This is a genomic window from Magnetospirillum molischianum DSM 120, assembly GCF_000294655.1.
Taxonomy (GTDB): Bacteria; Pseudomonadota; Alphaproteobacteria; order Rhodospirillales; family Magnetospirillaceae; genus Phaeospirillum; species Phaeospirillum molischianum.
In genome coordinates, this window is sequence record NZ_CAHP01000022.1 from 88,039 (window position 1) to 111,964 (window position 23,926).

Annotated in this window: 29 protein-coding genes and 1 tRNA gene; 22 read left to right on the forward strand and 8 right to left on the reverse strand. The window is 64.9% G+C overall.

The genetic code is table 11. From position 1 onward, the window contains the following. From PHAMO_RS10650 to PHAMO_RS10715, 13 genes are all read left to right on the forward strand, one after another. The gene (locus PHAMO_RS10650) at positions 1-210 is read left to right on the forward strand and encodes a hypothetical protein (RefSeq protein ID WP_002729225.1); all 210 of its coding nucleotides are present in this window, start codon (positions 1-3) and stop codon (positions 208-210) included. Next, the gene (locus PHAMO_RS10655; RefSeq protein ID WP_002729227.1) at positions 200-424 is read left to right on the forward strand and encodes a PC4/YdbC family ssDNA-binding protein; all 225 of its coding nucleotides are present in this window, start codon (positions 200-202) and stop codon (positions 422-424) included. The genes PHAMO_RS10650 and PHAMO_RS10655 overlap by 11 nt, the downstream gene beginning before the upstream one ends. After that, positions 421-1,077: a hypothetical protein gene (locus PHAMO_RS19710; RefSeq protein ID WP_002729229.1), complete on the forward strand. Its 657-nt coding sequence runs from the start codon at positions 421-423 to the stop codon at positions 1,075-1,077. Before PHAMO_RS10655 ends, PHAMO_RS19710 begins: the two co-directional genes overlap by 4 nt. Continuing rightward, entirely contained in the window at positions 1,074-2,408 is a 1,335-nt protein-coding gene (locus PHAMO_RS10665; protein ID WP_002729231.1) for an AAA family ATPase, read from the forward strand. Before PHAMO_RS19710 ends, PHAMO_RS10665 begins: the two co-directional genes overlap by 4 nt. Then, positions 2,408-2,665: a hypothetical protein gene (locus PHAMO_RS10670; RefSeq protein ID WP_040566748.1), complete on the forward strand. Its 258-nt coding sequence runs from the start codon at positions 2,408-2,410 to the stop codon at positions 2,663-2,665. The genes PHAMO_RS10665 and PHAMO_RS10670 overlap by 1 nt, the downstream gene beginning before the upstream one ends. Continuing rightward, positions 2,662-2,940, forward strand: coding sequence for a hypothetical protein (locus tag PHAMO_RS10675; protein ID WP_040566750.1), 279 nt, complete (start codon positions 2,662-2,664; stop codon positions 2,938-2,940). The genes PHAMO_RS10670 and PHAMO_RS10675 overlap by 4 nt, the downstream gene beginning before the upstream one ends. Beyond that, a complete protein-coding gene (locus tag PHAMO_RS10680) occupies positions 2,937-3,179 on the forward strand; it encodes a hypothetical protein (protein WP_002729237.1) in 243 nt (80 codons plus the stop codon). Before PHAMO_RS10675 ends, PHAMO_RS10680 begins: the two co-directional genes overlap by 4 nt. Further along, entirely contained in the window at positions 3,176-4,255 is a 1,080-nt protein-coding gene (locus PHAMO_RS10685) for a DUF2786 domain-containing protein (protein WP_002729238.1), read from the forward strand. The genes PHAMO_RS10680 and PHAMO_RS10685 overlap by 4 nt, the downstream gene beginning before the upstream one ends. Continuing rightward, the gene (locus PHAMO_RS10690) at positions 4,252-4,695 is read left to right on the forward strand and encodes a hypothetical protein (protein ID WP_002728814.1); all 444 of its coding nucleotides are present in this window, start codon (positions 4,252-4,254) and stop codon (positions 4,693-4,695) included. Before PHAMO_RS10685 ends, PHAMO_RS10690 begins: the two co-directional genes overlap by 4 nt. Before the next feature lie 175 nt (positions 4,696-4,870). Next, positions 4,871-5,062 carry a hypothetical protein gene (locus PHAMO_RS10695; RefSeq protein WP_040566754.1) on the forward strand — a complete coding sequence of 64 codons (192 nt, stop codon included), beginning with the start codon at positions 4,871-4,873 and terminating at the stop codon, positions 5,060-5,062. Positions 5,063-5,065: 3 nt separating this feature from the next. Next, positions 5,066-7,963 carry a transglycosylase SLT domain-containing protein gene (locus tag PHAMO_RS18510; protein WP_002729243.1) on the forward strand — a complete coding sequence of 966 codons (2,898 nt, stop codon included), beginning with the start codon at positions 5,066-5,068 and terminating at the stop codon, positions 7,961-7,963. A 923-nt stretch (positions 7,964-8,886) separates the two neighbouring features. Continuing rightward, positions 8,887-13,230, forward strand: coding sequence for an LPD3 domain-containing protein (locus PHAMO_RS18515; RefSeq protein WP_456085337.1), 4,344 nt, complete (start codon positions 8,887-8,889; stop codon positions 13,228-13,230). A gap of 8 nt (positions 13,231-13,238) precedes the next feature. Further along, positions 13,239-13,781: an HGGxSTG domain-containing protein gene (locus tag PHAMO_RS10715; protein ID WP_162136956.1), complete on the forward strand. Its 543-nt coding sequence runs from the start codon at positions 13,239-13,241 to the stop codon at positions 13,779-13,781. A 27-nt stretch (positions 13,782-13,808) separates the two neighbouring features. On the opposite strand, the gene PHAMO_RS10720 is transcribed toward PHAMO_RS10715, so the two are convergent. The 5 genes from PHAMO_RS10720 to PHAMO_RS10740 form a co-directional block, all read right to left on the reverse strand. Continuing rightward, the gene (locus PHAMO_RS10720) at positions 13,809-14,267 is read right to left on the reverse strand and encodes a hypothetical protein (RefSeq protein WP_002729249.1); all 459 of its coding nucleotides are present in this window, start codon (positions 14,265-14,267) and stop codon (positions 13,809-13,811) included. 3 nt (positions 14,268-14,270) lie between these two features. Continuing rightward, the gene (locus PHAMO_RS10725; protein WP_002729250.1) at positions 14,271-14,705 is read right to left on the reverse strand and encodes a Panacea domain-containing protein; all 435 of its coding nucleotides are present in this window, start codon (positions 14,703-14,705) and stop codon (positions 14,271-14,273) included. Between the two features lie 175 nt (positions 14,706-14,880). Continuing rightward, positions 14,881-15,519 carry a hypothetical protein gene (locus PHAMO_RS10730; protein ID WP_002729251.1) on the reverse strand — a complete coding sequence of 213 codons (639 nt, stop codon included), beginning with the start codon at positions 15,517-15,519 and terminating at the stop codon, positions 14,881-14,883. Positions 15,520-15,632: 113 nt separating this feature from the next. Next, complete coding sequence (locus tag PHAMO_RS10735; RefSeq protein ID WP_002729253.1) at positions 15,633-16,169, reverse strand: hypothetical protein; 537 nt, start codon at positions 16,167-16,169, stop codon at positions 15,633-15,635. Then, positions 16,166-16,408 carry a helix-turn-helix domain-containing protein gene (locus PHAMO_RS10740; RefSeq protein ID WP_002729255.1) on the reverse strand — a complete coding sequence of 81 codons (243 nt, stop codon included), beginning with the start codon at positions 16,406-16,408 and terminating at the stop codon, positions 16,166-16,168. The genes PHAMO_RS10735 and PHAMO_RS10740 overlap by 4 nt, the downstream gene beginning before the upstream one ends. A 101-nt stretch (positions 16,409-16,509) precedes the next feature. Between PHAMO_RS10740 and PHAMO_RS10745 the strand changes: the two genes are divergently transcribed. The 4 genes from PHAMO_RS10745 to PHAMO_RS10760 are packed head-to-tail and all read left to right on the forward strand — an operon-like array spanning position 16,510 to position 17,723. Beyond that, entirely contained in the window at positions 16,510-16,779 is a 270-nt protein-coding gene (locus PHAMO_RS10745; protein ID WP_002729256.1) for a hypothetical protein, read from the forward strand. A gap of 13 nt (positions 16,780-16,792) precedes the next feature. After that, positions 16,793-17,158: a hypothetical protein gene (locus PHAMO_RS10750; protein ID WP_002729258.1), complete on the forward strand. Its 366-nt coding sequence runs from the start codon at positions 16,793-16,795 to the stop codon at positions 17,156-17,158. Then, positions 17,155-17,421 carry a hypothetical protein gene (locus PHAMO_RS10755; protein ID WP_002729260.1) on the forward strand — a complete coding sequence of 89 codons (267 nt, stop codon included), beginning with the start codon at positions 17,155-17,157 and terminating at the stop codon, positions 17,419-17,421. Before PHAMO_RS10750 ends, PHAMO_RS10755 begins: the two co-directional genes overlap by 4 nt. Then, on the forward strand, positions 17,418-17,723 hold the full coding sequence (locus PHAMO_RS10760; protein WP_002729261.1) for a hypothetical protein: 306 nt from the start codon (positions 17,418-17,420) through the stop codon (positions 17,721-17,723). Before PHAMO_RS10755 ends, PHAMO_RS10760 begins: the two co-directional genes overlap by 4 nt. Positions 17,724-18,188: 465 nt before the next feature. On the opposite strand, the gene PHAMO_RS10765 is transcribed toward PHAMO_RS10760, so the two are convergent. Further along, a tRNA-Ala gene (locus PHAMO_RS10765) sits at positions 18,189-18,264 on the reverse strand. A 123-nt stretch (positions 18,265-18,387) separates the two neighbouring features. On the opposite strand from PHAMO_RS10765, the gene PHAMO_RS10770 reads away from it, so the two are divergent. Continuing rightward, a complete protein-coding gene (locus PHAMO_RS10770; RefSeq protein ID WP_002729264.1) occupies positions 18,388-19,083 on the forward strand; it encodes a pyrimidine 5'-nucleotidase in 696 nt (231 codons plus the stop codon). On the opposite strand, the gene greB is transcribed toward PHAMO_RS10770, so the two are convergent. Both greB and tsaD read right to left on the reverse strand, forming a co-directional pair. After that, complete coding sequence (gene greB / locus PHAMO_RS10775) at positions 19,038-19,625, reverse strand: transcription elongation factor GreB (RefSeq protein ID WP_002729265.1); 588 nt, start codon at positions 19,623-19,625, stop codon at positions 19,038-19,040. The genes PHAMO_RS10770 and greB overlap by 46 nt on opposite strands. Positions 19,626-19,656: 31 nt before the next feature. Next, positions 19,657-20,712, reverse strand: a complete 1,056-nt coding sequence (gene tsaD, locus PHAMO_RS10780; RefSeq protein WP_002729266.1) for a tRNA (adenosine(37)-N6)-threonylcarbamoyltransferase complex transferase subunit TsaD — start codon at positions 20,710-20,712, stop codon at positions 19,657-19,659. Positions 20,713-20,763: 51 nt separating this feature from the next. Here tsaD and hemC point away from each other — a divergent pair, with 51 nt between their 5' ends. Genes hemC through PHAMO_RS10800 form a run of 4 tightly spaced genes read left to right on the forward strand, consistent with a single transcriptional unit; the run spans position 20,764 to position 23,911 of the window. Beyond that, on the forward strand, positions 20,764-21,732 hold the full coding sequence (hemC, locus tag PHAMO_RS10785) for a hydroxymethylbilane synthase (RefSeq protein WP_002729267.1): 969 nt from the start codon (positions 20,764-20,766) through the stop codon (positions 21,730-21,732). 6 nt (positions 21,733-21,738) lie between these two features. After that, a complete protein-coding gene (locus tag PHAMO_RS10790) occupies positions 21,739-22,461 on the forward strand; it encodes a uroporphyrinogen-III synthase (RefSeq protein ID WP_002729269.1) in 723 nt (240 codons plus the stop codon). Next, complete coding sequence (locus tag PHAMO_RS10795; RefSeq protein ID WP_002729271.1) at positions 22,458-23,519, forward strand: COG4223 family protein; 1,062 nt, start codon at positions 22,458-22,460, stop codon at positions 23,517-23,519. The genes PHAMO_RS10790 and PHAMO_RS10795 overlap by 4 nt, the downstream gene beginning before the upstream one ends. Further along, entirely contained in the window at positions 23,516-23,911 is a 396-nt protein-coding gene (locus PHAMO_RS10800) for a heme biosynthesis HemY N-terminal domain-containing protein (protein WP_002729273.1), read from the forward strand. Before PHAMO_RS10795 ends, PHAMO_RS10800 begins: the two co-directional genes overlap by 4 nt. Positions 23,912-23,926: the final 15 nt, after the last annotated feature.

Genomic DNA, 23,926 nt, shown 5'->3' on the forward strand with positions numbered 1-23,926 from the left:
ATGGGCCGGGCAAACGAAAGCCCGGCGGGGGCGGCATCCCCCAACCGGGCCTCGGTAAATGTCTTCGCTGACGGTGCCGAGCTTATCACCACCCCTTCCATCAATTCCAGCCTCGCCGGTCGCTGGCTGAATCGCCGGTTCGGCCTGCCGTTCCCGACTGCCTGCACCGTGGCCGCGCTCGCGGGTCTGGGGGCTGGCCATGGGCAATGACCGCGTGGTGGCCGACATCGCAAAGAACTCCCGCGAGACCATCCGGGTGAGCCTTGGCGAGTTCAACGGGCACAAGCTGGCTCATGTCCGCGTCTGGACGATGGGCACCGACGCCAAGCTGGTCCCGACCCGCTCGGGATTGGCGGTCAAGGTGGCGCTGCTCCCGGAACTGATCGGCGCGCTTGAAGCCGCATGGACGGAGGCCAGCCGATGATCCGCCCCCGCAGCCGGTCCGCTGAAACTCACGCCGCCCTCGGGCGCTCGATCCGCGAACTGTGGGACGAGTTCGAGGAAGCCTGCCAACGGGCGCAATCGCCCCAGGCCCGAGCGTGGCGGGATCGGTATTGGTCGCCCCATGCCCCGGCTCAAGGTCTGGGCGGCGGCGTCACCCGAATCACCCCGGCCCGCGACGGCACCTATCAGCCCGATCCCGACGGCCAATTGCCCGCGATCATCATTCCGGTCTGGCGCTTCCAAGCCCCCGGTCGGCCCGATGACCTGATTGATCTGCTGGCCTGGGTGCCGACCATGGGCGCGCTTCTCACTCGGCGCGGCATCGCCGACGTGCTGGGGCTGGAGGCGCTCGCCCGATGCACGCCGCTGATGGGGATCACCGACCCGTTGGTGATCTTCAGCGATCCCGGAGCCTGGGCCGCCGCTCATTCCTGGGACAACCGCGGGGATCACGGAATCGTCGTCATCCGCTGGGATCGGGTGCGGTCGATGCTGGGGCATCTGGTCGGAACCACCGAGTTCGTGGTGCCCGACCTTGCCACCGGCCGCCGTCTGCGCAAGGCCCTGACCCGGCCCGATCCGGCTCAACCGAAGATCCTGGTGACCACCAGCGCCAACGAGGCCGCCGCATGACATCCGCCATTCCGCTGGAAGAGGCCGAGCGTCTGGCTCGACAGCAGACCACCCCACCGCCGCCGGTCGAGGACGGGCCGCCGTGGGAAGCCGAAGCGCCGTCCGCGCCCCGGCTGCTGCCGACCCTGCGCTATGTCGATATCGAGGCGTCGATCGGCACCGCCGACTTTGTCGAAGGGCTGCTGATCGACGGCGGGTTATCGCTGGCCTTTGGCGCGTCCAACAGCGGAAAGACGTTCCTGGTCACCGATATGGGTCTTCACGTCGCCCTGGGCTGGCCCTGGCATGGGCGCGAGGTCGAGGCCGGTGGCGTGCTGTATGTCGCTGGCGAAGGCGGCTCGGGCATCAAGAACCGTATCGCCGCCTTTAGAAGCCACCACGGCGCGGCGGCTGCGGGCGAGATGGTACCGTTCGCCGTGGTCCCCGCGACCATCGATCTGTGCGACCCGACCGCCGACACGGGCGCGCTGATCGCCACAATCCGGGCCATGACCGAAGCGTTCGGAATGCCGGTGCGGTTGGTGATCGTCGATACCGTGTCACGAGCCATGGCCGGGGGCGATGAGAACGCTTCGGGCGACATGGGCGCATTGGTTCGAAACCTCGATCGTGTCCGCGAGGAAACCGGCGTTCACATCCTGCTCGTTCACCATTCCGGCAAGGACACGGCCCGGGGCGCTCGGGGCCACTCCCTGCTCCGCGCCGCCGTCGATACCGAGATCGAGGTGAGCCGGGACGAAGAGGCCGGTGTCTCGGTCGCCAAGGTCACCAAGCAACGCGATCTGCCGGTGGCGGGTGAATTGAGCTTCCGTCTGGAGGTGGTCGAACTGGGCACCAACCGGCGCGGAAAGAAGGTCACGTCCTGCGTTGTCGTAGCGGCCGATACCGTGCCGACGCGCAAGCCCGCCAGCCTATCGCCTGGGCAAAAACTGGCCCTCGATCAGCTGAAAAACAGCCTCGCCGACCACGGCCAAACGTACCGGGACAACCGGGACATTCCACCTGTCCCGGTCGTGGTTGCGAAAACCTGGAGAGAACAACTTAAACGCGCTGGCGTGACAGACCGGGACAATCCGGAGAACGAGCGCAAGCAATTCCGCCGTCACGTCGAAGCCCTTATGAGCAAAGGATTTATTCGGATGCTCGATGACCTCGTATGGTTAGCGGGACAATCCGGGACAGAGCGGGACAACGGAACGAGTGTCAGGGCGGGGACCGGGACGGACAGGGACACCCTTTCAGGGGGGTGTCCCGTCCGTCCCGTCCCACCCCGCCCGGCCGTTGGCCCTGTCCCAGTGTCCGAGGAACCGTCCGATTGGGAACTGGCGTGATGACCGCGACCGTTCACAAAATCGACTTCACCGCCCCACCTGAACCTGGAACCGTCCTGCTGTGGAGGGGCCAGCGGTACGAGGTCGAAGGCTGCGAGGATTATCAGCGTCGCGATGGGGCGATGATTGTTCTGATCCGCTGGCGCACCCACTGCGCGGATTGCGGAATGCCCGCGATGTTTCGTTCGCCCTTGCGGAGCAAATGGCCGAACCGGCGTTGTTCGGACTGCGCCAAGCCGGGGAGGGTCGTGCGATGAACGACGCCTTGCTGGTCGGTCTGACCCTGGCGTGCGGGTTCCGACCTGCCGCTGTGCAAGCCTTCGCCTCCGATCCTGCTGCGGTCGCTGATCCGTTCGGCCCTGGCCGGGTGTCGGTGCTGGTGCCGGTTCCTGCCGGATGCGCCGAAGCGGTCGAGGCCGATCCCAAGCTTGCCGCCACCGTTGCCGCCGGGGCGGTGCTGATCCTCGCGTTCGAGGATGTGGCCGACCTGGCGCGATGTAAGACCCCCGCAGGCTGGAGAGCATCGGCATGAATCCGAGAAACAACCCCATGCACCGGCGTCCGTCGTCTCGTCTTCTGGCCGTGGCCGCCGCTGCACAAGCGCCCATTGCGCCCCGGCCGGTCGAGCCTCCCCAAGATGAACCGCAGGGCGAGCGCCTGTTGAAAAATGTTGAAATCCAAAAGGCCCTTTCCGGGGCCATCGACGCCCGCGCTCAGCGCACCGAGGTGACCGAATCCCCCGCGTCCAATCTGGACGAGGTGACGAAATGACCGCCGCCCTGAACGCCGACAAACTCGGCAAACTGCTGGCCCTGGCGTCGAGCGACAACGACGCGGAGGCTTTGGCCGCGCTCCGCAAGGCGAAGGGAATGCTTGGCGCCGCCGGGATGGATTTCAAAGACGTGGCCGAACGGGTGGCCGCGCCCAAGACCAGCACCACCGAGTTTGATTTCGCCGAGTGGGCCAGGGAGGCGGCGGCACGGCAACCCGCGAAGCCACCGAAGCCGAAGGGTTACACCAAGGGGAATTTCACCTGGGAATCGAAGGCCGCCTATGACGCCTACATGGCCCGGCAGAAAGCCCAGCGAGAAGCCGAGCGGCAGCGGTACGCCCCGCAACGAGCGGCGGTTCTGGAAAAATACGGCAGCGAGGCGGCGGCGATCGCCCGCGATCCGCGCGAACAGGCGTTGCACGATGCCGCCTTGCCCTGGCTGGAAGGCCCGTTCGAGCCGACCCCTGGCTTCGAGTATCTGGCTGGGCGTTGGCACGACAGCATGGGCGGATGGCGTCGGTACGATTTCGGCAAGCACCCGGTGGACGAATGCCGGGCGGCGATCATGTCCGCGATCCCGATGCCGCAGACGATCCGGGAGGCGCGCGCCGAGGCTCAGTACTGGAACCAGCGCAGCGATGAGATTTGCCACGCCATCGAAAGCTGGGGTGATGAACAGCTTGACCTGCCCGCGTCCTATCGCCGCGAGATTGTCCGCAAGATGTTCGAGCGGGACATGCCGATTGTCACTCTCGACGACCTGCTGGTGCGGCTGGAATTCGCAGCCGATTCGGATGGGCATGACGACGCCCATTTGGCCGCCCCGCCCATTTTGGACGCCTTCAACCGGCTGGTGATCAACGGGGCATCGTCCAATCTGGACAGCGCCACGCCACCCGTTCCGCCCGTCCAGACTGGACACCCGACCAGCACCGCCGCCCGCCGTGCTCACGTCCTCGACATGTTGAAAAATGTTGAAACCGCAAGCTGGTCGGATCGCGCCATCGCGAAGGCGGCTGGGGTGTCGCCGACCACCGTGGGCAACCTGCGCCGACAGGTCCGAGGTGCGGCATGACCGCCGTTCTTGCGCTCACCCTGTCGGCACCACGCTTCGGCTGGGCAGTTGGCTCGCTATCCGGTCGGATCACCAGCGGCCGGGCATCCCTGCCGGTGGCAACGCCGGATCGCCCCGGCATTCCGTTCCAGGCGTTGCGCCGCTGGCTGACCGAAACCAAGCGGACCGCCGGCGATCTGGCCCTGGTGCTGGTGGACGAAGCACCACCCGGAACCGCGATCACCCATGCCGGGCTGTTCGCGATCGCTGCCGCCTGGGCCGATCACCACGGCATCACCATCGAGACCGCGCCCGCCGCGACAGTGGCCCATGCCCTGACGGGCAATCCGGACGCCCACCTCCCCGCCCTGGTCGCCGCGCTGCGCTCGGTCGGCCAATCCCCCACCACCCGCGAGGAAGCCCGCGCCCTCGCAATCCTGCTGTGGAGCCTGACCCGATGACGCCCCATCCGCAGACACCCCGCCAAATTGAGCGGAAACAGCCCCAGGGCGGGCGAAGCATCCCGGCCCGCTGCGACGTAGCAAGGAACAGAACATGCCTTTAAAGGGCCTGAAACGGGAAACTAGGGCCATGTCCAGTTTGGACAGGGCCGCCGCCACAACACGAGGTGAACCGATGACCGAATCGTATCCCCCCTCCGATCTGGACGCCCTGACCCTGCGCGAGAATGCGGAGCGGGCGGCCTACCAAATCCGGCTGGCCGACTATCAGGCCCGATGCGGGGAGGCGTCGGCCGATCCGCTCCCCCGGCTTCCCGGCAACGTTGTCCGATTGAACGACTTCCGCGCCCCCAAGATCGGAGACTGACCGATGGCTCGCGTTCCCACCTACACCCAACCCACAATCGAGGCCCGCCCGCTCGGCGCACCGCAGCTTTCGGCCAGCGTTCCCGCCGGCGCATTCGACAATGGTGGCCCTGCGCTGGTTGATGGCGGCAAGCAATTGCAAGACCTCGGCAAAGGCTTGGTCGAGATGGTCCAGCAACGGCAGAAAGAGGAGACCGCGACCAAGGCGGCCGAAGCGTCCGGGGTGATGACCCAATGGGAAATCGCCGCCCTGCACGATCCCCAGACCGGGGTGTTCGCCCGCCAGGGCAAGGCCGCCGAGGGATCTACCGCCGAAATCGGCAAGTCGTTCGACGACATCTTCCGCAAGGTGCGGGAAGGCTCGGGCATCACGGACAAGAAGGCGCTGGCCGATCTGGAGCGCCAGACGCTGGAGCGCAAGGCCACCATTCTCTCGACGGTGGACAAGCACGAGCGCACCCAGATGCAGCACTACCGGGCCACCCTGACCAGTGCGGCGGTGGATACCGCTATCACCGGGGCAACCGACGCCTATACCGATCCGGCCATGGTCGAAACCCGTCTGGGCGCGGCGGAACACACCTTGCGCGCCAACCTGACCGGCCAACCGGAAGAGGAAATCAACCGTCAGGTCGCCAGCCTCTATTCGCAGGGCAGTGCGGCGGTGATCCTGCGCCACCTTGCCGAGGGCGACGTGGACGCGGCGCGGAAATGGTACAGCGCCAACAGGTCCGGCCTGACCGCCGCCGATCACCTCCATGTCCTGGGCAAACTGGAGCCGGTGGTTCTTGACCGCGAGGCCCGCAAGATCGCCGACGGGATGCTGGCGGGCACCACTCGGGTTCTCAGCGCAGGCCATGCCGGAGTCGAACCGGGGTTGATCGATGCGATCATTCAGACCGAATCGGGGGGCGATCCCGCTGCCCGCAATCCGAACGGTTCCGCCGCAGGTCCAGCACAGTTCATCAATTCGACCTGGGTGGAGACGGTGCGTCGCCACCGGCCCGACCTCACCGAGAAGAGCGATGCCGATTTATTGGCGTTGCGGTCCGATCCCGCCCTGTCGCGGGAAGTGACAGCCCGGCTCGCCGCAGACAATGCTGAAACCCTGGCCGGTCAGGGACATTCCGCCACCCCGGCGAACCTGATGCTGGCCCATCGGTTCGGGGCGGGTGGAGCCTCTGCGTTGCTGAAAGCCAGCCCTTCGGCGGCGATTGGCGAGGTGGTCGGCCCCAAAGTGATGGAGGCCAACCCCGATCTTGCCGGAAAGAGCGTCGGCGACGTGCTGGCGCAGACGGCCGAACGGGTGGCGGGTATCTCCAGGCCCGGCCTGGCCCGCGAAGCCGCCCTGGTGGCACAGGCCCGCGCTTTGCCCAATGCGCGGCTGGGCGAGCGGGTCGAAGCCTGGGTGCGTTCGGGGCTGGCCGATCAGCAACGCGCCGAAGCCCAGCGCCAGCGGCAGGAAACCGAACAGTCCGAGCGGTCGCTATCGGATCTGGAATTGCGGCTGATGCGGGGGCAGGCCGATCTGCCCGACATCGAGGCCGCCTACGATGCCGGTCGCGGCTGGCTGTCGCCCAAGGATCGCACCCGGCTGACTGCTCACCAGGAAGAGCGCCGCCGTCAGCAGGCCGAGGCGGATGCCGATTTCACTCGGGTCGGTGCGGCGGTGACCGGTCTCGGCACCCTTGATCCGCGCTCGGATCGCGACCGTAAGGCGGTGTCGGCCCATTTCTCGGCGCTGGCCTCGGGCTGGCGCGACCTGCCGGAAGCCGACCAGCTCGACCGGATGGTTCAGGCCGCCACCCGCTACGGCATGGTGCCCGACCCGGTGCGCTCCAGCATTCGCGGTGCCCTGCGCCGCGCCGATCAGCCCGCCATGGTGGTGCAGGCCGCCGACGTGATCGAGCGGTTGCGCCATTCCAACCCGGACCTGCTGAAGGATTTCAGCCAGGACGATCTGTCGCTGGGCAATCTGGTCGGCACCTATGCCGGGGCCGGTCTACCCCCGGTCGAAGCCGTCCGTCTCGCCACCGAAGCGGCCAAAGTCCCCGAGGCCGAGCGCACGACCCGTAAGACGGGCTACACCGAGATGCAGAAGAATCAGCCGACCGCCTCGGCCGATTACGTGCGCGACACGCTGGTCGGCGGATGGATGGTTCGTCACCTGCCGCTGGTGGGAGTGCCCAATGTCGCACCACCACCCGAACTGGTGTCCGAGTTCGACCGGGTGGCCGAAGCAGAGTTCACCCGCCACGGCAATCTCGACGCGGCCCGGAAGACCGCGACCGATGCGGTGCGGCGGGTGTGGGGCCTGTCCACCATCGGCGGATTGACCCCGGACGGATCGGGCGCGGCCGATGGTGCCCGGTTGATGCGCCATCCACCCGAACTGTTCTATGGGCGGGCGGGCCTCGACGGGGGCGCGAACGGCGAATGGATGCGCGAACAGCTTGTTGCCGACCTCAAGAAATCGGGCGAGGCGCTCGACGAGCGCGCGGGCGATCTGGAACAGCGCTTCATGCTGGCGCCCGACCCAAGCCGCACCGATCCCACCACTGGTGGGCCGCTTTATCAGGTCTGGCTGAAATCCCGCGACGGCAGCCTGTCGGCGGTGCGCGGGTCCGATCAGCGGCTGGTGCTATGGCGGCCCGAATGGGACACCAGCCCGGCGGCCGAACGCCAGAAGCAGGAACTCCAAAAGCTCAGGGCAAGTCGTGGCGATCGCTACACCCCCTGGTACACGAACGATGTCGTCTCAATAGGGCCATTCAGCGCCGTCGGCTTCAGCCCGGCCGAGACGGCAATCATTGAGCAGAAGCGCGCGGAACAGCGAAAGAACAAAGGCCAGACCCTCGACCAGACCGAGGCGGCTGGACAATTTGGCGGAAGGAAGCATTGACCATGCCGTTTATCGAAAATACCGATGCCCCGGCCACCGGCCTCGCCACACAGGCCCCGATCGGCCCCGATCCCGCTACTCCTGACTTCCTCACCGAGACCCTACCGGCAGCGTTCCGGCAGCACAACCTGATGACCAACGCGGCGCGGATGTCGGCCGACAGCTTCCAACCACGTCCGGCACCGAATTTGCAGTTCGACCCGTTCGCCTCGATTGAGGGCTATGAGCCACAGGCCAGGGCCTTCGTCGATGCTGACAGCCCGGAGGACGTGGCCCGGATCAAAGGCTGGATCGACCGCGAGCGGCGGGACGATACCACTCTCGCCGCCGCTGGCTGGCAGGGTCTCGCCGCGGGGTTCGCCGCCGGTCTGGTCGATCCGATCAACCTCATTCCGATCAGCGGCGCGGCCAATGCGGCCCGATCCGGTGTCGGACTCGCCAAGGCAACCGGGGTCGGGNCGGCAGCCGGCCTCGGGATCTCCACAGGCTCGGAAGTGCTGTTGCACGGGATGCAGGAAAGTCGCTCATGGGAAATGAGTGCCCACGGCATCGCCTTCTCTACCGTGCTGGGCGGGGTTCTGGGCGGTGCTGTCTCGCTGCTACCGAAGGGGGTCAATGGCAAGGTGGGCGCGCGGTCGGTCGAGGGTATCGCCCACGCTGAAGCCGGGGCACGGATTGCCGACGATGTGCGGGGCAAGCTGCTGACTGCCGGTCTACCGGTCGATCAGGCCGAAGCCGGTGCCACCCTGTGGTCATCGTTCCTCCGCTCGTTCGTGGGGGAACGGGCCGGGCTTGATCCAATGCAGGTCTATCGCGACCTGGGGCTGGAGGTGCGCGGCCCGGCCAACGATACCGGGGCCGACCTTCCCGCCGGGCGCAGCTTCGGCCAACCGGTCAATCCGGGGGTCGATCTGGGGCGCGAGATGCCGGTGGTCTCGGTGCCGCGTGTCGCCATAGAGAACAGCGTTGCCGAGCGTAGAACAGCAAAGGCAGCCCGCGAAGGACACGCCCCAACCGATCTGGAGAACTCCGACCTGCCAGGAATGCAGATCCATCTTTCGGCCGGAGACTGGAAGCACGCGGTTGCGAGTTGGGGAAAATCAGTCACGGAGATCGGCGAGGACGGCGCGGCGCTGGCCCATCTCGATGCGGTTCGGTTGTTGCCCGAGTTGTTCCAGAAAGCTGCCCGGATCGAAAGCCATGCCGACCGCAAGGGCGATCCCAATGTGGCGCAGGTTCATCGTTTCTTCGCGGCGATGGAACATGGAGGCAACCGCTACGCCGTCAAGATGACGGTCGAGGAACATCCGGCCGGACGTCAAGTCCTGGTCATCGACGGCATTGAGCGGCTGGAGAAGCTGCACGACATGCACTTGGCGAAGAAGTTGCCCGCAGAGGGGACGCGCGAGGAACCCGTGCAGGCGCTTCGTTCCGACCAACAAACGACCACCCCGTTCCCTGAGCGCGTCGGTCCAGTCATCGATATCGGAAACACCATCATTCTCCGCGACCTGATCCGGGGAATCAAGGGCGAGGACGGTAAGGTATACTTGCAGGCTGGCTCCGACGGGTTGCGCGGATCGGTCACCCTGGGTGACGGGCAGACGGTGATTCGCCTGATGCAGGCGGCGGATGCCTCGACCTTCCTGCATGAAAGCGGGCACGTCTGGCTCGACATGGTGCGCAAGCTGGCCGAGGCCGAGCGCGCCCCGACCGAAGCGCGGGCCGTGTGGCAGGACATCCGGGGCCACCTGGGCGCAGCCGATGGCGAGGCGCTGACGGCAGCCCATCACGAAACCTTCGCCCGCTGGTTCGAGGCATATTTGCGCGACGGCAAAGCCCCAAGCGCAGCCCTCGCCGGGGTATTCGAGCGGTTCAAGACGTGGCTGGTCGCGCTCTATGCCGATCTGCGCACCCTTGGCGGCGAGGTGCCCGAGGGCGTGCGCGGGGTATTCGACCGGCTGCTGGCGACCGATCGGGAACTGGCGGCCCGTGCCTCGAATGATCCGGGGAATGTTAACACGCCGCCCCATGGCGGATCGGTCGGCGCGGCGGCATCACGTGATACCACCCTGGACCAGGAAACCCTGAAGGGGGCGCTGGGGGTCGAAAACGCGCCGATCATCCGGGGCCAGGACCCGTTGCTCCGCGCCGCCCATTCCCCTTCGGTCGAGACCCGCCGCATCATGCAAGATCTAGCCGATCACCCACTGATGTTTGCCAAGAACGCCGAGGGGATCGCTTCGCCGGTTGCGGTCGAAACCCGGTTGAAAACCTGGGATGGTCCGCTCGCACGCGCCGTCACCACGCTGGATGATGCCTTCATCCAGTACCGGCTGGGCCGGGCGGCGAAGACTGGCGATATGCTGAAAATCGGGATGGGCGACACGTTCGGCCGACGGCCCGAGGGCATGCTTGACGCCAAGGCGTTCCGCGAGGAGGTCGGCCGGGCGATGCGCCGCAATGATCAGCACGAGATTCCCGAGGTGGCCGAGGCGGCTCGGCGGATGCGTGTCGAGGTATTCGACCCGCTGAAAAACGAAGCTATCGCCGCCGGGCTGTTGCCGCCCGACGTGACGGTGGACACCGCTTTATCGTACCTGACCCGAGTCTATGATATCCCCCGCATCGTCGCCCACAGACCGGAATTCGAAGGACGGCTGACCGGCTGGCTGCGCAGTCTCAAGGCCGAGGCCGGACAGCGGATGCGCGATCACGAAGCGGCGATGGCCGAGCATCGCGCCACCCTCGACCGGCTTGACGTCGAAGACGCCAACCACCAGGCCGAACTGTCCCTGGCCGAACAGGCGTTGACCGAGTCCCGCCACCGGGTGATCGCCACCGAACGCGATACCATCGCCGCCCGCCGGGTCTCGCGTCAGGCCGAAAGCGAAGCGGCCCAGACCCGCGAGCGGATGGCGCAGTTCCGCCCCTCCGACGATCTGGCCAAGGGCGATCCGCTGGCCGACCTGCTGCGCGATCTGCGCCGGGGTAGGCCAAAGGAACCGCTCCGGCTGTTGGGCTGGGTGCGCCGTCAGGGTGGTCTTCGCGAAGACGGCGGCGAGGTTCGCGCCATCGGAGCGAACGGTCTTCTCAACGACAAGACCGGGATCAGCCTCGACGAGGCGGCCTTGCGCGCCTGGGAAGCGGGGTTCCTGCCCGGGGCCGAGCGTCCCTCGGTGAACGATTTCCTCCGCGCTTTGGCGGACGACGCCAACAACCACGTCCCCGTCTATCGTGAGGCCGACCTGGAACGGGTGGCCTATCGCGACTATCTGGCCGAGACGGCAGCCGAGTTCGACCGGATGGGGATCGACCTTACCCGGATGTCGGACGCCGAGATCAAGGCCAGGATCGCCGCCGCCGAGACCGGGGGCGACGTCGCCTTCCGCGAAGCCAGTCCGGCAGCCAAAGCCAAGGCCCGTGAGATCGGCTATTACCAGCGCCGCGCCGAAGCCAAGGCGGCAAAAGCAACCGAACGGGCGGTTACGGCGGACGCGGCCCATGCATCGGCGCGGACAACGCTCGACGCGGGACGGCGCGAGGTGGCGGCGTTAAAAGCTCGGGCCGAAGCAATCGCCAAGGATCTGTCGAAGGCCCGCACCGATCTTGACCGCGCCACCAAGGGCCGGGAGGCGGCGAAAGGGCTGGCCGGGTCCGAGGAGATCGAACTGGCCGACATCGCCCGCGAGATCACCGACCAGTTGTTAGGAATGTCGGCCAGCCGCACCGCCTATGAGCCGATTCCCTTGACCCGTGGCCCGTTGCGGGAACGCACCCTGTCCATTCCGGACGCGATGATCGAGGATTTCCTTGAGAGCGACATCAACGTGGTGGCTCGCATTTACGCTCGCACCATGGCTGCCGATGTCGAATTGGCCAAACGATTTGGCCGGGCCGACCTGCGCGACCAGCTCGACGCGGTTCGGTCCGACTATGCCCGCCTGCGGGTCGGTGTCGAGGATGGGAAGCGGCTGGCCGCCCTGCATGACCGCGAGCGGCGCGATCTCGCCGATATCGAGGCGGTGCGCGACCGGCTGCGCGGCACCTATGCCCTGCCACGCGATCCGCAGGGGCTGGCGGTGCGGACCTTCCGGGTGGTGCGCAACCTCAACTATCTGCGCTTGCTGGGCGGCATGACCCTCGCCGCCGTTTCCGATACCGGCCGCCCGGTGATGGTTCACGGCATGACGCGTGTGGTTGGTGACGGGCTGGCACCGTTGGTGCGCAATGTTCGGGGGTTCCGGTTGGCGGCCGAGGAAGCCAAGTTGGCCGGGACCGCCCTCGATCTGGTGCTCAACACCCGGATGATGAAAATGGCCGACGTGTTCGACGATTATGGACGGCTATCGAAGTTCGAGCGCGGCATCCAGGTACTGAGCGACAATTTCGGACTGGTGTCGTTGATGGCACCGTGGAACGCCGCATGGAAACAGTTCACCGGGGTAATCACGCAAACCAGGATGTTGCAGGCGATCGACCAGTGGCGGGATCTGCCCTCTGGTCACCCCGAGCGCGAACGGCTGGCGTGGCTGGGGATTGACCGGAACGCGGCCGAGCGGATCGCGACCCAGTTCCGCGCCCACGGCAAGCAACAGGATGGCCTGTGGTGGGCAAATACCCAAGCCTGGACCGACCCGGAAGCAGTCAGTGCTTTCCGTGCTGCGATGGTCAAAGACATCGACCGCACCATTGTTACCCCCGGCCAGGATAAGCCGCTGTGGATGTCCACCGAACTCGGCAAGGTGATCGGTCAGTTTAAAACCTTCAACATGGTATCGACCCAACGCACAGCACTGGCCGCCCTGCAACAGCGTGACGCGGCAGTGCTGAACGGGGTGATGATGATGACCACCTTTGGGACGCTGTCCTATGCCCTGGCCTCGGCTGCCGCCGGGCGCGAGATGTCGGACGATCCCGCCCATTGGCTGGCCGAAGGGTTCGACCGTTCAGGGCTGCTGTTCTGGCTGTCGGATGTGGCGGGGACCGGCGGCAAGGTGCTGGGGATCGGCACCACCAGCCGGTACGGATCGCGCTCGGCCTGGGAAGCGGCGCTCGGGCCGTCGGCTGGTCTGGCCTCCGATCTGTCCCAGGTGCTGGGCGAGGCGGGCCGGGGCGATTGGAAGGCCACCGACACCCACGCACTGCGGCGGATGATGCCCTATCAGAACCTGTTCTATCTGCGGCAAATGTTCGACGCGGCGGAAAGCGGCATCAACGATGCGTTCGGGGTGCCGCCGACGCCGAAGAAGGTCGCGGCGCGGTGACCAAAGCCATGCATTTGTCGCCCCGCTGTGGCGCGAAGACCCGGGCCGGGACACCCTGCCAGTCTCCCGCGATGGCGAACGGACGGTGCCGGATGCATGGCGGCACTTCCCCCGGTGCCCCCAAGGGCGAGGCGAACGGCAACTGGCGGCACGGGGCCTATGTCGCGGAACGGTTCCTGCGTTGGGCCGCTCAGGGGATGCGGGGTAAGGGGGCTGCGGCGCGGGCCTGGGAGCAAGAGTTCCTGGCCCTGCCCCCCGATGAACGGGCGGCGGTGCTGGAAGGGGTGGCGATGCTCCGCGCCTTCCACGCCCATCGCGCCGCCTCGGCCGATCTGCCCGCCGAAGGGATCGACCAGTTGGACACGATCTTCAATCGCAACGCCCGGACGGTAGCGACCATCGCCCGCGCCCGGCTGGTGCTAGCCCTGGCTGCCGCCCAGGGCGTGACGATGCCCAGCGATCAGGAACCAGAGGCCGACCAAAGCGGGGACGCGGTGACCGAGGAAGAGCGGGTCGAGCGGCTGATAAGGGTGTTGGAGGGGGCAGATTGAAGTGTAGCCGCCTCGTCCGGGATGGGGTTAGGTGTGCTTCTTTGGCGACGGGCACACTGCATGCCCCGGGTCCCACCACAGCACCAACATCATGTTGTTGTCCATCCGGCACCACACCCGGCGGGCCCCGGTGAGCCGGAACGACATGAGCGCATCAAGATCATCCAGCTCGATTTCAGCCAGCCTGTTCTGCGCTTCCTTGCACAACTGCCAAACCTCGACCGGGTGACTGCCCTGCGCCCGGATAGCAGTTTCCTCCATTGTCTCGAACTGGTGCAGTTTCTCCATTGCCTCCTTGTAGGCGGCAGGATCGTCCAATGCCGACCACGCGAACGGGCCGTCACGATCAATGGAAGAAAAGCGCCATACCAGCGGGCCGCCACGCACCTGCGGCATGCGCGGTCGTTTTTCAGTCTTCGGCAACGAGGCTGTGTGGGGGACCTTCTTCGGGGAAGGCTGGAATGCAGCCTTGGGCGCCTTGGCCACGGCTCAGCTCAGGCCGCCATAGTATTCGGCCATGGCAGCATGGGTAATTTCGCGTGACCCGCGATCGCCATCGGCCAAGCCGGCACGAGAATCCCGCCACGGGGCTTCCTGGTGGGAAAGGTCGCTCAACCACTGCGCCGACTTGTCGCTGTAGAAGTTGAGGACACCCCGTATGGTGTCCTGCCCGTCCCCATCAATTTCGTCTGGGTTCCCGGGAATTTCGTGCGGACCCACGCGGAACAGGCCCTGGTGCAATCGGTAAAGATCTGGGCAGACGGGACCATTCGCCCACGCCTCTATCCGCTGAGGGAACAGCGGGCGTTCATCCCACACCAGCGACCACACCTGAGCGTAGTACACCAGTTTTTGCAGCTTCATTGCGGTCATCTCACCGCACTGGCGGAGGATGAACGCGGCCACGTCTCGCACGTCCGCCATGTCGGGCCTCCAACGGAACCTCATGAGGAAGGCTCATAACACATGGTGAGCCTTCTGGAAACGTCCAGCAACGTCCGACGACGTTCATGGACGTTCATTCTGGACACCCTGCCTCCCATTTCAGCACCGCCGCCGATACCCGCCCCCGTCTCGGATCGGCCGCGTTGCCCCGGCATCATGTCGGATCGGGCGAGAGGCCAAGCGGGAACACGCTGTACCCCTCGATGTTCAGGTGGCTCATACCGACCACCTGGAGATCGGCGGCGGCTTGCTCGACCTTCGGAAAGCCGCGTTCAAGCTGGCGCCACATCTCACGGCCAAGCATCCGCAAGTCTGGATTGTTGGCCGCTCTGATGGTGTGCAGCCAAACCATGGCCGCTGCGGCCAACTCGCGGCTGTTTGTGGCCTGCATATTTCTGATCTGCCTGTTCAGGGCCTGGGCTGCGGAAGGCCAAATGATCTCGACGGCACGGGGATCGAGCAAGTCGAGCCTCGAATCGGCTTCGAGAGTGTGTCGCAGATCGGTGGCCAAGGCCAGAAGCGCCCCGATTTCGTCGCTGTCCATCGCCCGCAAGGCGTCGGTGAAGCGGGTAATCTCCTTCCTCTGGACCTTGGTTGCCCAGGACAGGAACAGGTTGGCGAACCACCTTTCGATTCCCCCAGGGATGGCCGGATCTACAGCAGGTTCTTGACGGGGAGGTTCGGGCGCTGGCCGAGGTGGTGGCGGGTCGTAGCATCCCCGCATATTCCACCAATACCGGAGCCCGCTGGCAATGCCGCCCTGGTCGCGCTCCTCAGACTCGCTTCCGGTCATGGTGACCTATCCCACCAGTGGCGAAATACGGGCGCCCCTCCCGGCAGTGCCCAAAGGAGGATCACCGAGAAAGTCATCCCGGTAAAGCTGTCCGATGGTTGTGGTGCGGTGAGTCAGCCCAATTCCGGACGAACGGTCACGCCCTCCCGGTTAGAGTTCAGCATTTCCTCCCACATCTTCATCACGGCTTCGATCGCGTCTAAAAGTGGTCTTGATGATCCGTCATCCATTTTAACCATTACCCATGAGGCTTGATTAAACACCCCTACGCCAAAAGGGGCATGAAACAGGCCGGGTCTACGAGTAATCTGCTCCGACGACGAGATAATGCGAGGAATTTTACCCTGTGTATACAGACGCGCATGCTTGGATGCGTCTGCAATATCCCTAATAATATTGAATTCTTGGCATTCAGCTATCAGTTGTTTGTGAAGTTTTTCCAGGCAATTTTTATTATCTTTTTTGTCACCGCCCTCGTTACGTTTGGCAACCCAGTAGTCAGCCATGTGGTAAAGCACGATTGCAGCGAGGCGACCTCGACGGAGATTTAGAGGATCGCTCAAAAATTCTTCGACCGTCGGCTTCACTGTTGAGCGAAAGAAGTTCTCGGCCAAGTGTGTGCTCTTTGGTCCAAGGCCATCTGCCATCATTCGCCCCCCTTCAGCCGTACCCCAGGACCGCCGCCAGCGCTGGGAGCGCCATCGGGGATGAAGACTATCCCGGCGGTTTCAAGGGCACTCTCCAACGCCTCGACCGTTCGTGCATGCACCCCGGCTCCATTCTCGAAGCGGCTGACCGTGTTGAAGTTCACCTCGGCATGATCCGCCAGTTCCCGGACGCTCCAGCCAAGCGCAGTGCGCGCCAGCTTCACCTGCAACCCTGAAATCATTGCATCCTCTTCAAAACTGATTACAGCGTACTAATTTCTGTTGACCGCATACGAAGTCGGCAGATATGATTACAGCATAATCAGTTTTGAGGACAAACACCATGTTCATCGACCGCCGCACCCTGTTCCTCGAAGCCTGGAAGCAAGCCCGCCGGATTCGCAGCCGGTACCGCAACCTCCGGACCGCCTTCGCCGCCGCGCTGCGCACCACCTGGGAACTGGTCCGGGCGTTCGCTGCCGAGGAAGCCCGCCGTCCGACCCCGAAGCCTGCTCCCGTCGTCCGGAAGTGGGAAGACGAGACCCCCTATCGCGCCCGTGCCGTCGCCGCCCACAAGGCCCGGCTGGGAAGCTACGTCGTCAATTGCTGGTAAGGAGCCAACCGTCATGGACTGCCATAATGCTGGCGGCAATGCCGCCCCCTTGCACACCGCTTCTCTGCCGATCACCCTCGATACCCTGATCGGGCTTGACGCGATCGTCGGCAAGATCAAGCCGAACAGCACCGAACACCGCGCCTTTGACGCTCTGTCCGCCGTTGTGCGGCACGGGATCAAGGGGATCCTCGACCGCCCGGCCGCGAATGAACAGGTGCTGTGCTGGAAGCTGCGCCAGATCGGCGGCGAGATCGACACCTTTCCGGGCGAACCGTTCGAGGTTGACGATGAATATCGTCGCCGCCTGTCCATTCTGGTCGCCGATTTGAAGCACTTCGGATTGGTCCCCGGTGCCAAGGGGAGGGCCGCAGCATGAGCGCCACCAACGCCCCGTCCAAAGGGACGGAGAGAACCATCCCCCATTCGGACATTCTCGCGATCGAGGACATCCTTCACGACCTGTTCGGGGTGTCCGACATCATCAACGGGTTGGCTGTTGCCGCCGAGAGCGACGTCGCCCCTGATCCCCGCGCTCTCAGGTTCATTGGTTGGAATGTGCGCTCCATGGTTGGCGAGTTGGCGGACCGGTGCGACATCGATCTGGACCGCACCTATGATGAGCGGAGGACCACAGCATGAGCCGCGCCCCGCACAATCCCCAGGCCAATACGTCGGTGCTGATTCCCGCCGACCTCGAATTCCGCCTTCAGGTGGAAGCGATCGCCATCGACCTGAAGAGCATGACCGAGGCCGCCGCAGGACTGGCCGAACTGGTGGCGAACAGTTGCCGGAGCGCCGAGACGAACAACGACATTTCGTTCGGTCCCTGGCGTGGGCTGGAATGGGTGCTTGACCGCCTGTCCGCCAGCGTTCGGGATTTGGAGGCGCTGGCCGAAGCGCAATTCCCCAAGGCGGCCGAGAGCGGGAGGGCTGCGCGATGACTCCTGAGAACGCACGGTATATCCAGTTGGCCGAAGATCTTGGTGGCCCATTGCCTGAAAAACGCAGACGCCTACTAGAGATGTGCCTAAGAATGCCAGATGTCAGAGGGGCTGAGAGGGATGCTCTTGTTCGAGAGTATTACCGGCTCTTGCGGAGTGATCGCGCGTTAGCCGTTATCCCGACTCTTCCCCCAGATCGGAACCAGTTCTGTCAGAAACGGATCACCTGATCCCGCGCCACCGTGGCGCACCTCCCCCGCTGGGCGACTGGCGGGGGTTGGCGTTTGTGCAAAACAAACCCCATGCGCTGGAGCGTCAAGGGGTGGTTCGCAGAGGTGGACGGAATCGGTCCCTACAGATTTTCGCGTTACCGATTGGCACCGCGAATTCCCGCCGTTTGATTCCGCAGTGATTCCGCAACGAAAAAAGGCCTAGCCGGATATCTGGCTAAGCCTTTGAAAATCTTGGTGGAGCCGAGCGGGATCGAACCGCTGACCTCCTCGTTGCGAACGAGGCGCTCTCCCAACTGAGCTACGGCCCCTGAAGGAAGCCGGAAAATAGTCAAAGCGCGCGGCGCTGTCAATGGGCGAGTTTTATCTTTTCTCACCTGCGACGGTGCGGCTGGGCTTGCCATCCGGGGGGCGTGCGGAGTACCAGTGGTACCATGTGTTCCGCGCCGTCCCCCCTCGCTCCGCCGCTTGGCTCCGTCCAGACCTGGGTGTTCGATCTCGACAACACCCTGTATCCGGCCTCGTCGAGCCTGTTTCCTCAGATTGACCAGAGAATGCGGCGTTTCATCGCCGAACTGTTGGATCTCGACGACATCGCCGCCTATGCGCTGCAAAAGCGCTATTACCGCGAATACGGCACCACGCTATGCGGCTTGATGCAGGTCAACGGAGTCGATCCCGACCGCTTCCTGTCCTATGTCCACGATATCGATCACGACGTCCTGGTGCCCGATCCCCGACTGGGGGCGGTGTTGGAGCGGCTTCCGGGGCGCAAGCTGATCTTCACCAACGGTTCGGAACGCCATGCCGAGGCTGTTCTCGGGCGTCTGGGCATCGCTCATTGGTTCGAAGCGGTGTTTGATATTCGCGCCGCTGATTACATTCCCAAGCCGCAACCGCATGGCTATCAGCGTCTGGTCGAACGGTTCGCCGTCGATCCAACCCGCGCCTTGATGGTCGAGGACATTCACCGCAACCTGCGCCCGGCCGCCGGGATGGGAATGCGCACTTTGTGGATTCGGGAAAACGATCATCCCGACGGTCCGATTCCGCCCCAGGATGTGTCCGATCTGTCGCACGTCGATTATGTCACCGACGATTTGGTATCCTGGCTCGAAGCGGTCGCGTAGACGATTTCGATCACCTCCAGCGTCTCGATCCCGCCCGGCGTGCGAAGCTGGACCAGATCGCCGATGGTCGCCTTGTGCAGGGCGCGAGCGACCGGCGAGACCCAGCTGATCAGTCCTTTGTCCATGTCGGCTTCGTCGATGCCGACCAGGGTCACCGTAATCTCCTGGTCGCGCGAATTGGCATAGGTGACGGTCGCCCCGAAATAAACGCGGTCGTGCCGGGTTTGTAGGGCAGGATCGACCACGACGCCGCTTTCGATCCGGCGGGTGAGAAAACGAATGCGGCGGTCGATCTCGCGTAGCCGCTTTTTCCCATAAAGATAATCGCCGTTTTCCGAGCGGTCGCCGTTCCCGGCCGCCCACGACACGATTTCAACCACGCGCGGCCGTTCGACCCGCAGCAGATGGTCGCGTTCGGCCTTCAACGCCTCGAAGCTCTGCGGCCGCATGTAGTTCTTCGTCCCGGCGGGAAGGCCGGCCGGAGCTTCGTCCTGATCGTCGTCATCGCCGCCGCTGTCTTCGCGGGTGAACGCCTTACTCATCGGTTTTATCCCTCAAACGCAAGATACCGCGTCAGGCCTTGACGCCTGCTCCGACCGCGGCGGGGGCGGTGGGGTCAAGGGGCCAGCGCGGGCGTGGCGCGAAATCAAGATCGTCGATCAACCCGAGGCGGAACCGTTCGATCCCGGCCCAGCCGATCATCGCCGCATTGTCGGTGCACAGGCGCAGCGGCGGGGCCAGAAGCGATAGCCCGGAATCTTCGCCAACGCGGGCCAGGGTCTGGCGCAGCAGGGTGTTGGCTGCAACCCCTCCCGAGACCACCAGATGCCGCCCAGCGGGCCAGCGGGCGCGGAACAGGACGGCGGCGCGGGTGACGCGATCGGCGATCGCTTCGGCGACCGCCACCTGGAATCCGGCGCTGACATCGGCAGCATCCTGGGCCGACAATGGTTTGGGCAGGCTTTCGATCAGCAGGCGGACGGCATTTTTCAATCCCGAGAAGCTGAAATTGCAGTCGGGGCGGCCCTTCATCGGGCGGGGCAGGGCGAAACGAGTGGGGTCGCCGCCTGCTGCCGCCCGTTCCAGCGCCGGGCCGCCAGGGTAGCCGAGTCCGGCCATCTTCGCCACCTTGTCGAACGCTTCGCCCGCCGCGTCGTCGATAGTGGTACCCAGGCGGCAATAGCGTCCGACGCCTTCGACCGCCAGCACCTGGCAATGCCCCCCCGAGACCAGCAGTAGTAGATAAGGGAAGTCGATTCCGCTGGTCAGCCGTGCAGTCAGCGCATGGCCCTCCAGATGGTTGATGGCCAGAAAGGGTTTGTTGGCCGCCAGAGCGATCGCCTTTCCGGTCATCACGCCAACGATCACTCCGCCGATCAATCCGGGGCCGCCGGTGGCGGCAACCGCGTCAAGGTCGGAAAAGCCGCATCCGGCTTCGTTCATCGTCTCGGCGATCAGGCGATCGACGTGGTGAAGATGAGCGCGGGCGGCGATTTCCGGCACCACGCCGCCATAGGGGCGGTGGTCATCAAGCTGTGATAACACCCTTTCGGCCAGTACGGTTCGGCCATCCGTTACCAGGGCGGCAGCGGTCTCATCGCAACTTGTCTCGATTCCAAGGACCAGCAAGACGTAAATCCCTTTGCAGAGCGCAGCACGACTTACTACAACAATGGGACCATGACAGCAAAACCCAACACCCACCCGACCATCAGAATTGGCACCCGCGGTTCGCCGCTGGCGCTGGCGCAGACCTACGAGACCCGCGAGCGGTTGGCCGCTGCGTGGCCTGACCTCGCCCAGCCTCCGGTGGGCGGGGTCGATCCGGTCGAGATCGAGGTCATCAAGACTACCGGCGACATGGTCCTGGACCGGCCATTGTCTGAAATCGGCGGCAAGGGGCTGTTCACCCGCGAGTTGGACGACGCCATGCTGGACGGCCGCATTCGCATCGCCGTTCATTCGATGAAGGACGTGCCAACCTATTTGCCCGACGGTATCGTTCTGCCCTGTATTCTGCCGCGCGAAGACGTGCGCGACGCGTTCATCTGCCTCAAGGCCAAATCCATCGCCGATCTGCCCGCCGGTTCGGTGATCGGCTCGTCCTCGCTGCGCCGTGGCGCCCAGATCCTCAACCGCCGCCCCGACCTGAAAGTGGTCAACTTCCGCGGCAACGTTCAGACCCGGATGCGCAAGCTTGAAGAGGGCGTGGTCGATGCCACCCTTCTGGCGATGGCCGGCATGCGTCGCCTGGGGCTTCAGCAGCACATCACCGGCTCGATCGAGACCGAGGACATGCTGCCTGCGGTGGCTCAGGGGGCGATCGGCATCACCTGCCGCGCCGATGACGAAGACGCACTGCGTTATCTCGCGCCGCTCAACTGTCAGGATTCATTCGACCGCGTTACGGCCGAGCGGGCGTTCCTGACCAAGTTGGACGGGTCGTGCCGGACTCCGATCGCGGCTTTGGCCACGTTGGATGGCGATACCATGTTCTTCCGTGGCCTGATCGTCAGTCCCGATGGCAAGGCTCTCCATTCGACCTCCCGCACCGGTTCGCGCGCCGATGGCGTGGCGATGGCGATCGACGCCGCCGAGGAGCTGTTCAAGGCAGCCGGGCCCGGTTTCTTCGACTTCATGACCAGTTAGTCGCCGATGGTTAAGGCTCTGGTCACACGTCCGAAAGAAGATGCGGAACCGGTCTCCCGCGCGTTGACCGATCGCGGTATCGCCGTGATGACCGAGCCGTTGCTGAGGATCGAGTCGGTCCCTGGGGTTTCGGTCGATACGGCCGGGCTCCAGGGGTTGCTGGTCACCAGCGCCAACGGAGCCCGCGCTCTGGCGCGTCTATTGCCCGACCGGACTCTTCCGGTTTGGGCGGTGGGCGACGGCTCGGCGCGGGTTGCGCGCGAGATGGGTTTCGTTTCGATTGAATATGCCGGTGGCGACGTCGGAAGTCTGACCAATCTGGTTCTGGCTCGCGTCGATCCGACCCGCGGTGCGCTTCTGCATGCTGCCGGAGAGAACGTTGCGGGCGATTTGTCCGGCTGTCTCAACGAACGCGGCTATCGTGTCCGGCGCGAAGTGCTCTACCGGGCGGTGCCGGCGACAGGGCTGTCGCCCGAACTCTGCCGGGCGTTGCAAGCCGGCGAGATTGATCTCGCGCTGTTTTTCTCTCCCCGCACGGCCGCCACTTTTGCTACCCTGGTCAACGATGCGGGGCTGGGGGAGATGCTTGCCCGCGTCGAAGCCTATGGCCTGTCGGGGAATGTCACGGCCAAACTAAACGGATTGCCCTGGGCCGCCTTGCATAGGGCGGCCGAACCCACACTGGCTGCCCTGTTGGCGGCCGTCGACGAGAATGGACGCCCTTCATGACGCAAGAGTCCTCCGCAGAGCCCAGTGACCGGACGGCACAGCCGACCGAGACCCGGCGCTCGTCCGGCGCGGGCAAGGTGATCGCGCTGCTGCTGGTGCTGTTGTTGGCGGTTGGCGGCTGGGCGAGCTTCCCACTTTGGCGGGAAATGGCGGGTTTTCCGGCCCCGGAAGACGAGTTGGTTGCCGTTCGTGCCGCTCAGACAACCTTGGCCAACCGTCTGAGCCGTCTTGAAGCCAGCCTCGGGCAACTGAGTGCGCTGGAGCAGAAAGTTGCTGCCGTCGAGAGCCAGTCTCAAACTCCGGTCCAACTGATCGCCGATGTCGAATCGCTGGCCCGGCAGGTCGAGACCTTGCGCAAGAATGCTGTCGATGGCCCCGCCGTCGCCCGTCTGCCTGCCGAGGTCGAAGCGCTGTCCAAACAAGTCGAGTCGCTGCATAAGACTGCTGCCGATGCCTCGACTCTGCTGCGTCTTTACGATCGGGTCGATCAGACGGACACCGCCTTGCGCGAAATGAAGACCCGTCAAGCGTCGGCTTCGGGGCTGCTGCTGGCCGTGGGCCAATTGCGCGAAACGGTTGATCGCGGCTTGCCGTTCGATGCCGAGTTGCGCACCGTCAAGGTTCTGGCCGCCGACGATACCGAGGTTCTTACCGCAGTCGAGATGATCCGTCCCTTCGCTTCGACCGGAATTCCGACCCGGATCGCGTTGCTTGGCCGTCTGGAGCATCTGGCCCCGGAAATCGTCCGCGCCGAATTGCTGCCGGCCGAGCAGGGGTGGAGCCGTCGTGCTGCCGACCGCATGTTGTCGTTGGTGTCGATCCGCCGTGAACCGGGATTGGTGGCCGGAAACGATGCCACTGCGATCATCGCACGCGCCGAATCCAATATGAATGGCGGCGATCTCGCCGGAGCCGTTTCCGAAATCGATCTGCTGGTCTATGGACCGGCCGAAGCGGCCGCCCCGTGGCTTGGACAGGCTAAGGCCCGGATCGCTGCCGACAAGGCTTTGTCTGAACTGACCGCTCACAGTATTGCTCTCGCCGGGGTGCGGCCATGAGACGCCTTGGCGGGTTCCTGCTGGTCACCGCCCTGCTGGTGATGGCGGGGGTGTGGTTGGCCGATCAGCCCGATGAGATCACCATCCGCTGGCAGGGCTGGCGGATTGATACCAAGATGCCGATTCTGCTGCTTGGCCTGCTGTTCTTTGCCGCGTTCGCCGCCGGTTTGGGACGGATGGCCCGGTCGGTTGTCGGTGCGCCCGGTCGTTTGTCCGGTGCGCGTCAGACCAAGCGGACGCTAAAAGGGTATCGTGCTCTGTCCGAAGGGCTGGCAGCGGTCGCGACCGGCGATACCCGTCGGGTTGCCCGCTTGGCCCATCAGGCCGAGAAGCTGTTGAAAGATCCGTCGCTGACCGGCTTGTTAAGCGTTCAGGCGGCGCGGGCAAGGTGATCGCGCTGCTGCTGG

What these genes read in the sequence shown, in the direction of transcription:
- PHAMO_RS10685 (WP_002729238.1), top strand. Translation starts at nt 3,176, where the DNA reads ATGACCGCCGCCCTGAACGCCGACAAACTCGGCAAACTGCTGGCCCTG.
- PHAMO_RS10680 (WP_002729237.1), top strand. Translation starts at nt 2,937, where the DNA reads ATGAATCCGAGAAACAACCCCATGCACCGGCGTCCGTCGTCTCGTCTT.
- PHAMO_RS10690 (WP_002728814.1), top strand. Translation starts at nt 4,252, where the DNA reads ATGACCGCCGTTCTTGCGCTCACCCTGTCGGCACCACGCTTCGGCTGG.
- PHAMO_RS10745 (WP_002729256.1), top strand. Translation starts at nt 16,510, where the DNA reads ATGTTCATCGACCGCCGCACCCTGTTCCTCGAAGCCTGGAAGCAAGCC.
- PHAMO_RS10750 (WP_002729258.1), top strand. Translation starts at nt 16,793, where the DNA reads ATGGACTGCCATAATGCTGGCGGCAATGCCGCCCCCTTGCACACCGCT.
- PHAMO_RS10730 (WP_002729251.1), bottom strand. Translation starts at nt 15,519, where the DNA reads ATGACCGGAAGCGAGTCTGAGGAGCGCGACCAGGGCGGCATTGCCAGC.
- PHAMO_RS10670 (WP_040566748.1), top strand. Translation starts at nt 2,408, where the DNA reads ATGACCGCGACCGTTCACAAAATCGACTTCACCGCCCCACCTGAACCT.
- PHAMO_RS18510 (WP_002729243.1), top strand. Translation starts at nt 5,066, where the DNA reads ATGGCTCGCGTTCCCACCTACACCCAACCCACAATCGAGGCCCGCCCG.
- PHAMO_RS10725 (WP_002729250.1), bottom strand. Translation starts at nt 14,705, where the DNA reads ATGGCGGACGTGCGAGACGTGGCCGCGTTCATCCTCCGCCAGTGCGGT.
- PHAMO_RS18515 (WP_456085337.1), top strand. Translation starts at nt 8,887, where the DNA reads ATGCCGGTGGTCTCGGTGCCGCGTGTCGCCATAGAGAACAGCGTTGCC.
- PHAMO_RS10790 (WP_002729269.1), top strand. Translation starts at nt 21,739, where the DNA reads ATGGTTAAGGCTCTGGTCACACGTCCGAAAGAAGATGCGGAACCGGTC.
- PHAMO_RS10665 (WP_002729231.1), top strand. Translation starts at nt 1,074, where the DNA reads ATGACATCCGCCATTCCGCTGGAAGAGGCCGAGCGTCTGGCTCGACAG.
- PHAMO_RS10715 (WP_162136956.1), top strand. Translation starts at nt 13,239, where the DNA reads ATGCATTTGTCGCCCCGCTGTGGCGCGAAGACCCGGGCCGGGACACCC.
- PHAMO_RS10770 (WP_002729264.1), top strand. Translation starts at nt 18,388, where the DNA reads ATGTGTTCCGCGCCGTCCCCCCTCGCTCCGCCGCTTGGCTCCGTCCAG.
- PHAMO_RS10695 (WP_040566754.1), top strand. Translation starts at nt 4,871, where the DNA reads ATGACCGAATCGTATCCCCCCTCCGATCTGGACGCCCTGACCCTGCGC.
- PHAMO_RS10740 (WP_002729255.1), bottom strand. Translation starts at nt 16,408, where the DNA reads ATGATTTCAGGGTTGCAGGTGAAGCTGGCGCGCACTGCGCTTGGCTGG.
- PHAMO_RS10800 (WP_002729273.1), top strand. Translation starts at nt 23,516, where the DNA reads ATGAGACGCCTTGGCGGGTTCCTGCTGGTCACCGCCCTGCTGGTGATG.
- PHAMO_RS10675 (WP_040566750.1), top strand. Translation starts at nt 2,662, where the DNA reads ATGAACGACGCCTTGCTGGTCGGTCTGACCCTGGCGTGCGGGTTCCGA.
- hemC (WP_002729267.1), top strand. Translation starts at nt 20,764, where the DNA reads ATGACAGCAAAACCCAACACCCACCCGACCATCAGAATTGGCACCCGC.
- PHAMO_RS10755 (WP_002729260.1), top strand. Translation starts at nt 17,155, where the DNA reads ATGAGCGCCACCAACGCCCCGTCCAAAGGGACGGAGAGAACCATCCCC.
- PHAMO_RS10735 (WP_002729253.1), bottom strand. Translation starts at nt 16,169, where the DNA reads ATGATGGCAGATGGCCTTGGACCAAAGAGCACACACTTGGCCGAGAAC.
- PHAMO_RS10795 (WP_002729271.1), top strand. Translation starts at nt 22,458, where the DNA reads ATGACGCAAGAGTCCTCCGCAGAGCCCAGTGACCGGACGGCACAGCCG.
- PHAMO_RS10655 (WP_002729227.1), top strand. Translation starts at nt 200, where the DNA reads ATGGGCAATGACCGCGTGGTGGCCGACATCGCAAAGAACTCCCGCGAG.
- PHAMO_RS19710 (WP_002729229.1), top strand. Translation starts at nt 421, where the DNA reads ATGATCCGCCCCCGCAGCCGGTCCGCTGAAACTCACGCCGCCCTCGGG.
- PHAMO_RS10650 (WP_002729225.1), top strand. Translation starts at nt 1, where the DNA reads ATGGGCCGGGCAAACGAAAGCCCGGCGGGGGCGGCATCCCCCAACCGG.
- greB (WP_002729265.1), bottom strand. Translation starts at nt 19,625, where the DNA reads ATGAGTAAGGCGTTCACCCGCGAAGACAGCGGCGGCGATGACGACGAT.
- PHAMO_RS10760 (WP_002729261.1), top strand. Translation starts at nt 17,418, where the DNA reads ATGAGCCGCGCCCCGCACAATCCCCAGGCCAATACGTCGGTGCTGATT.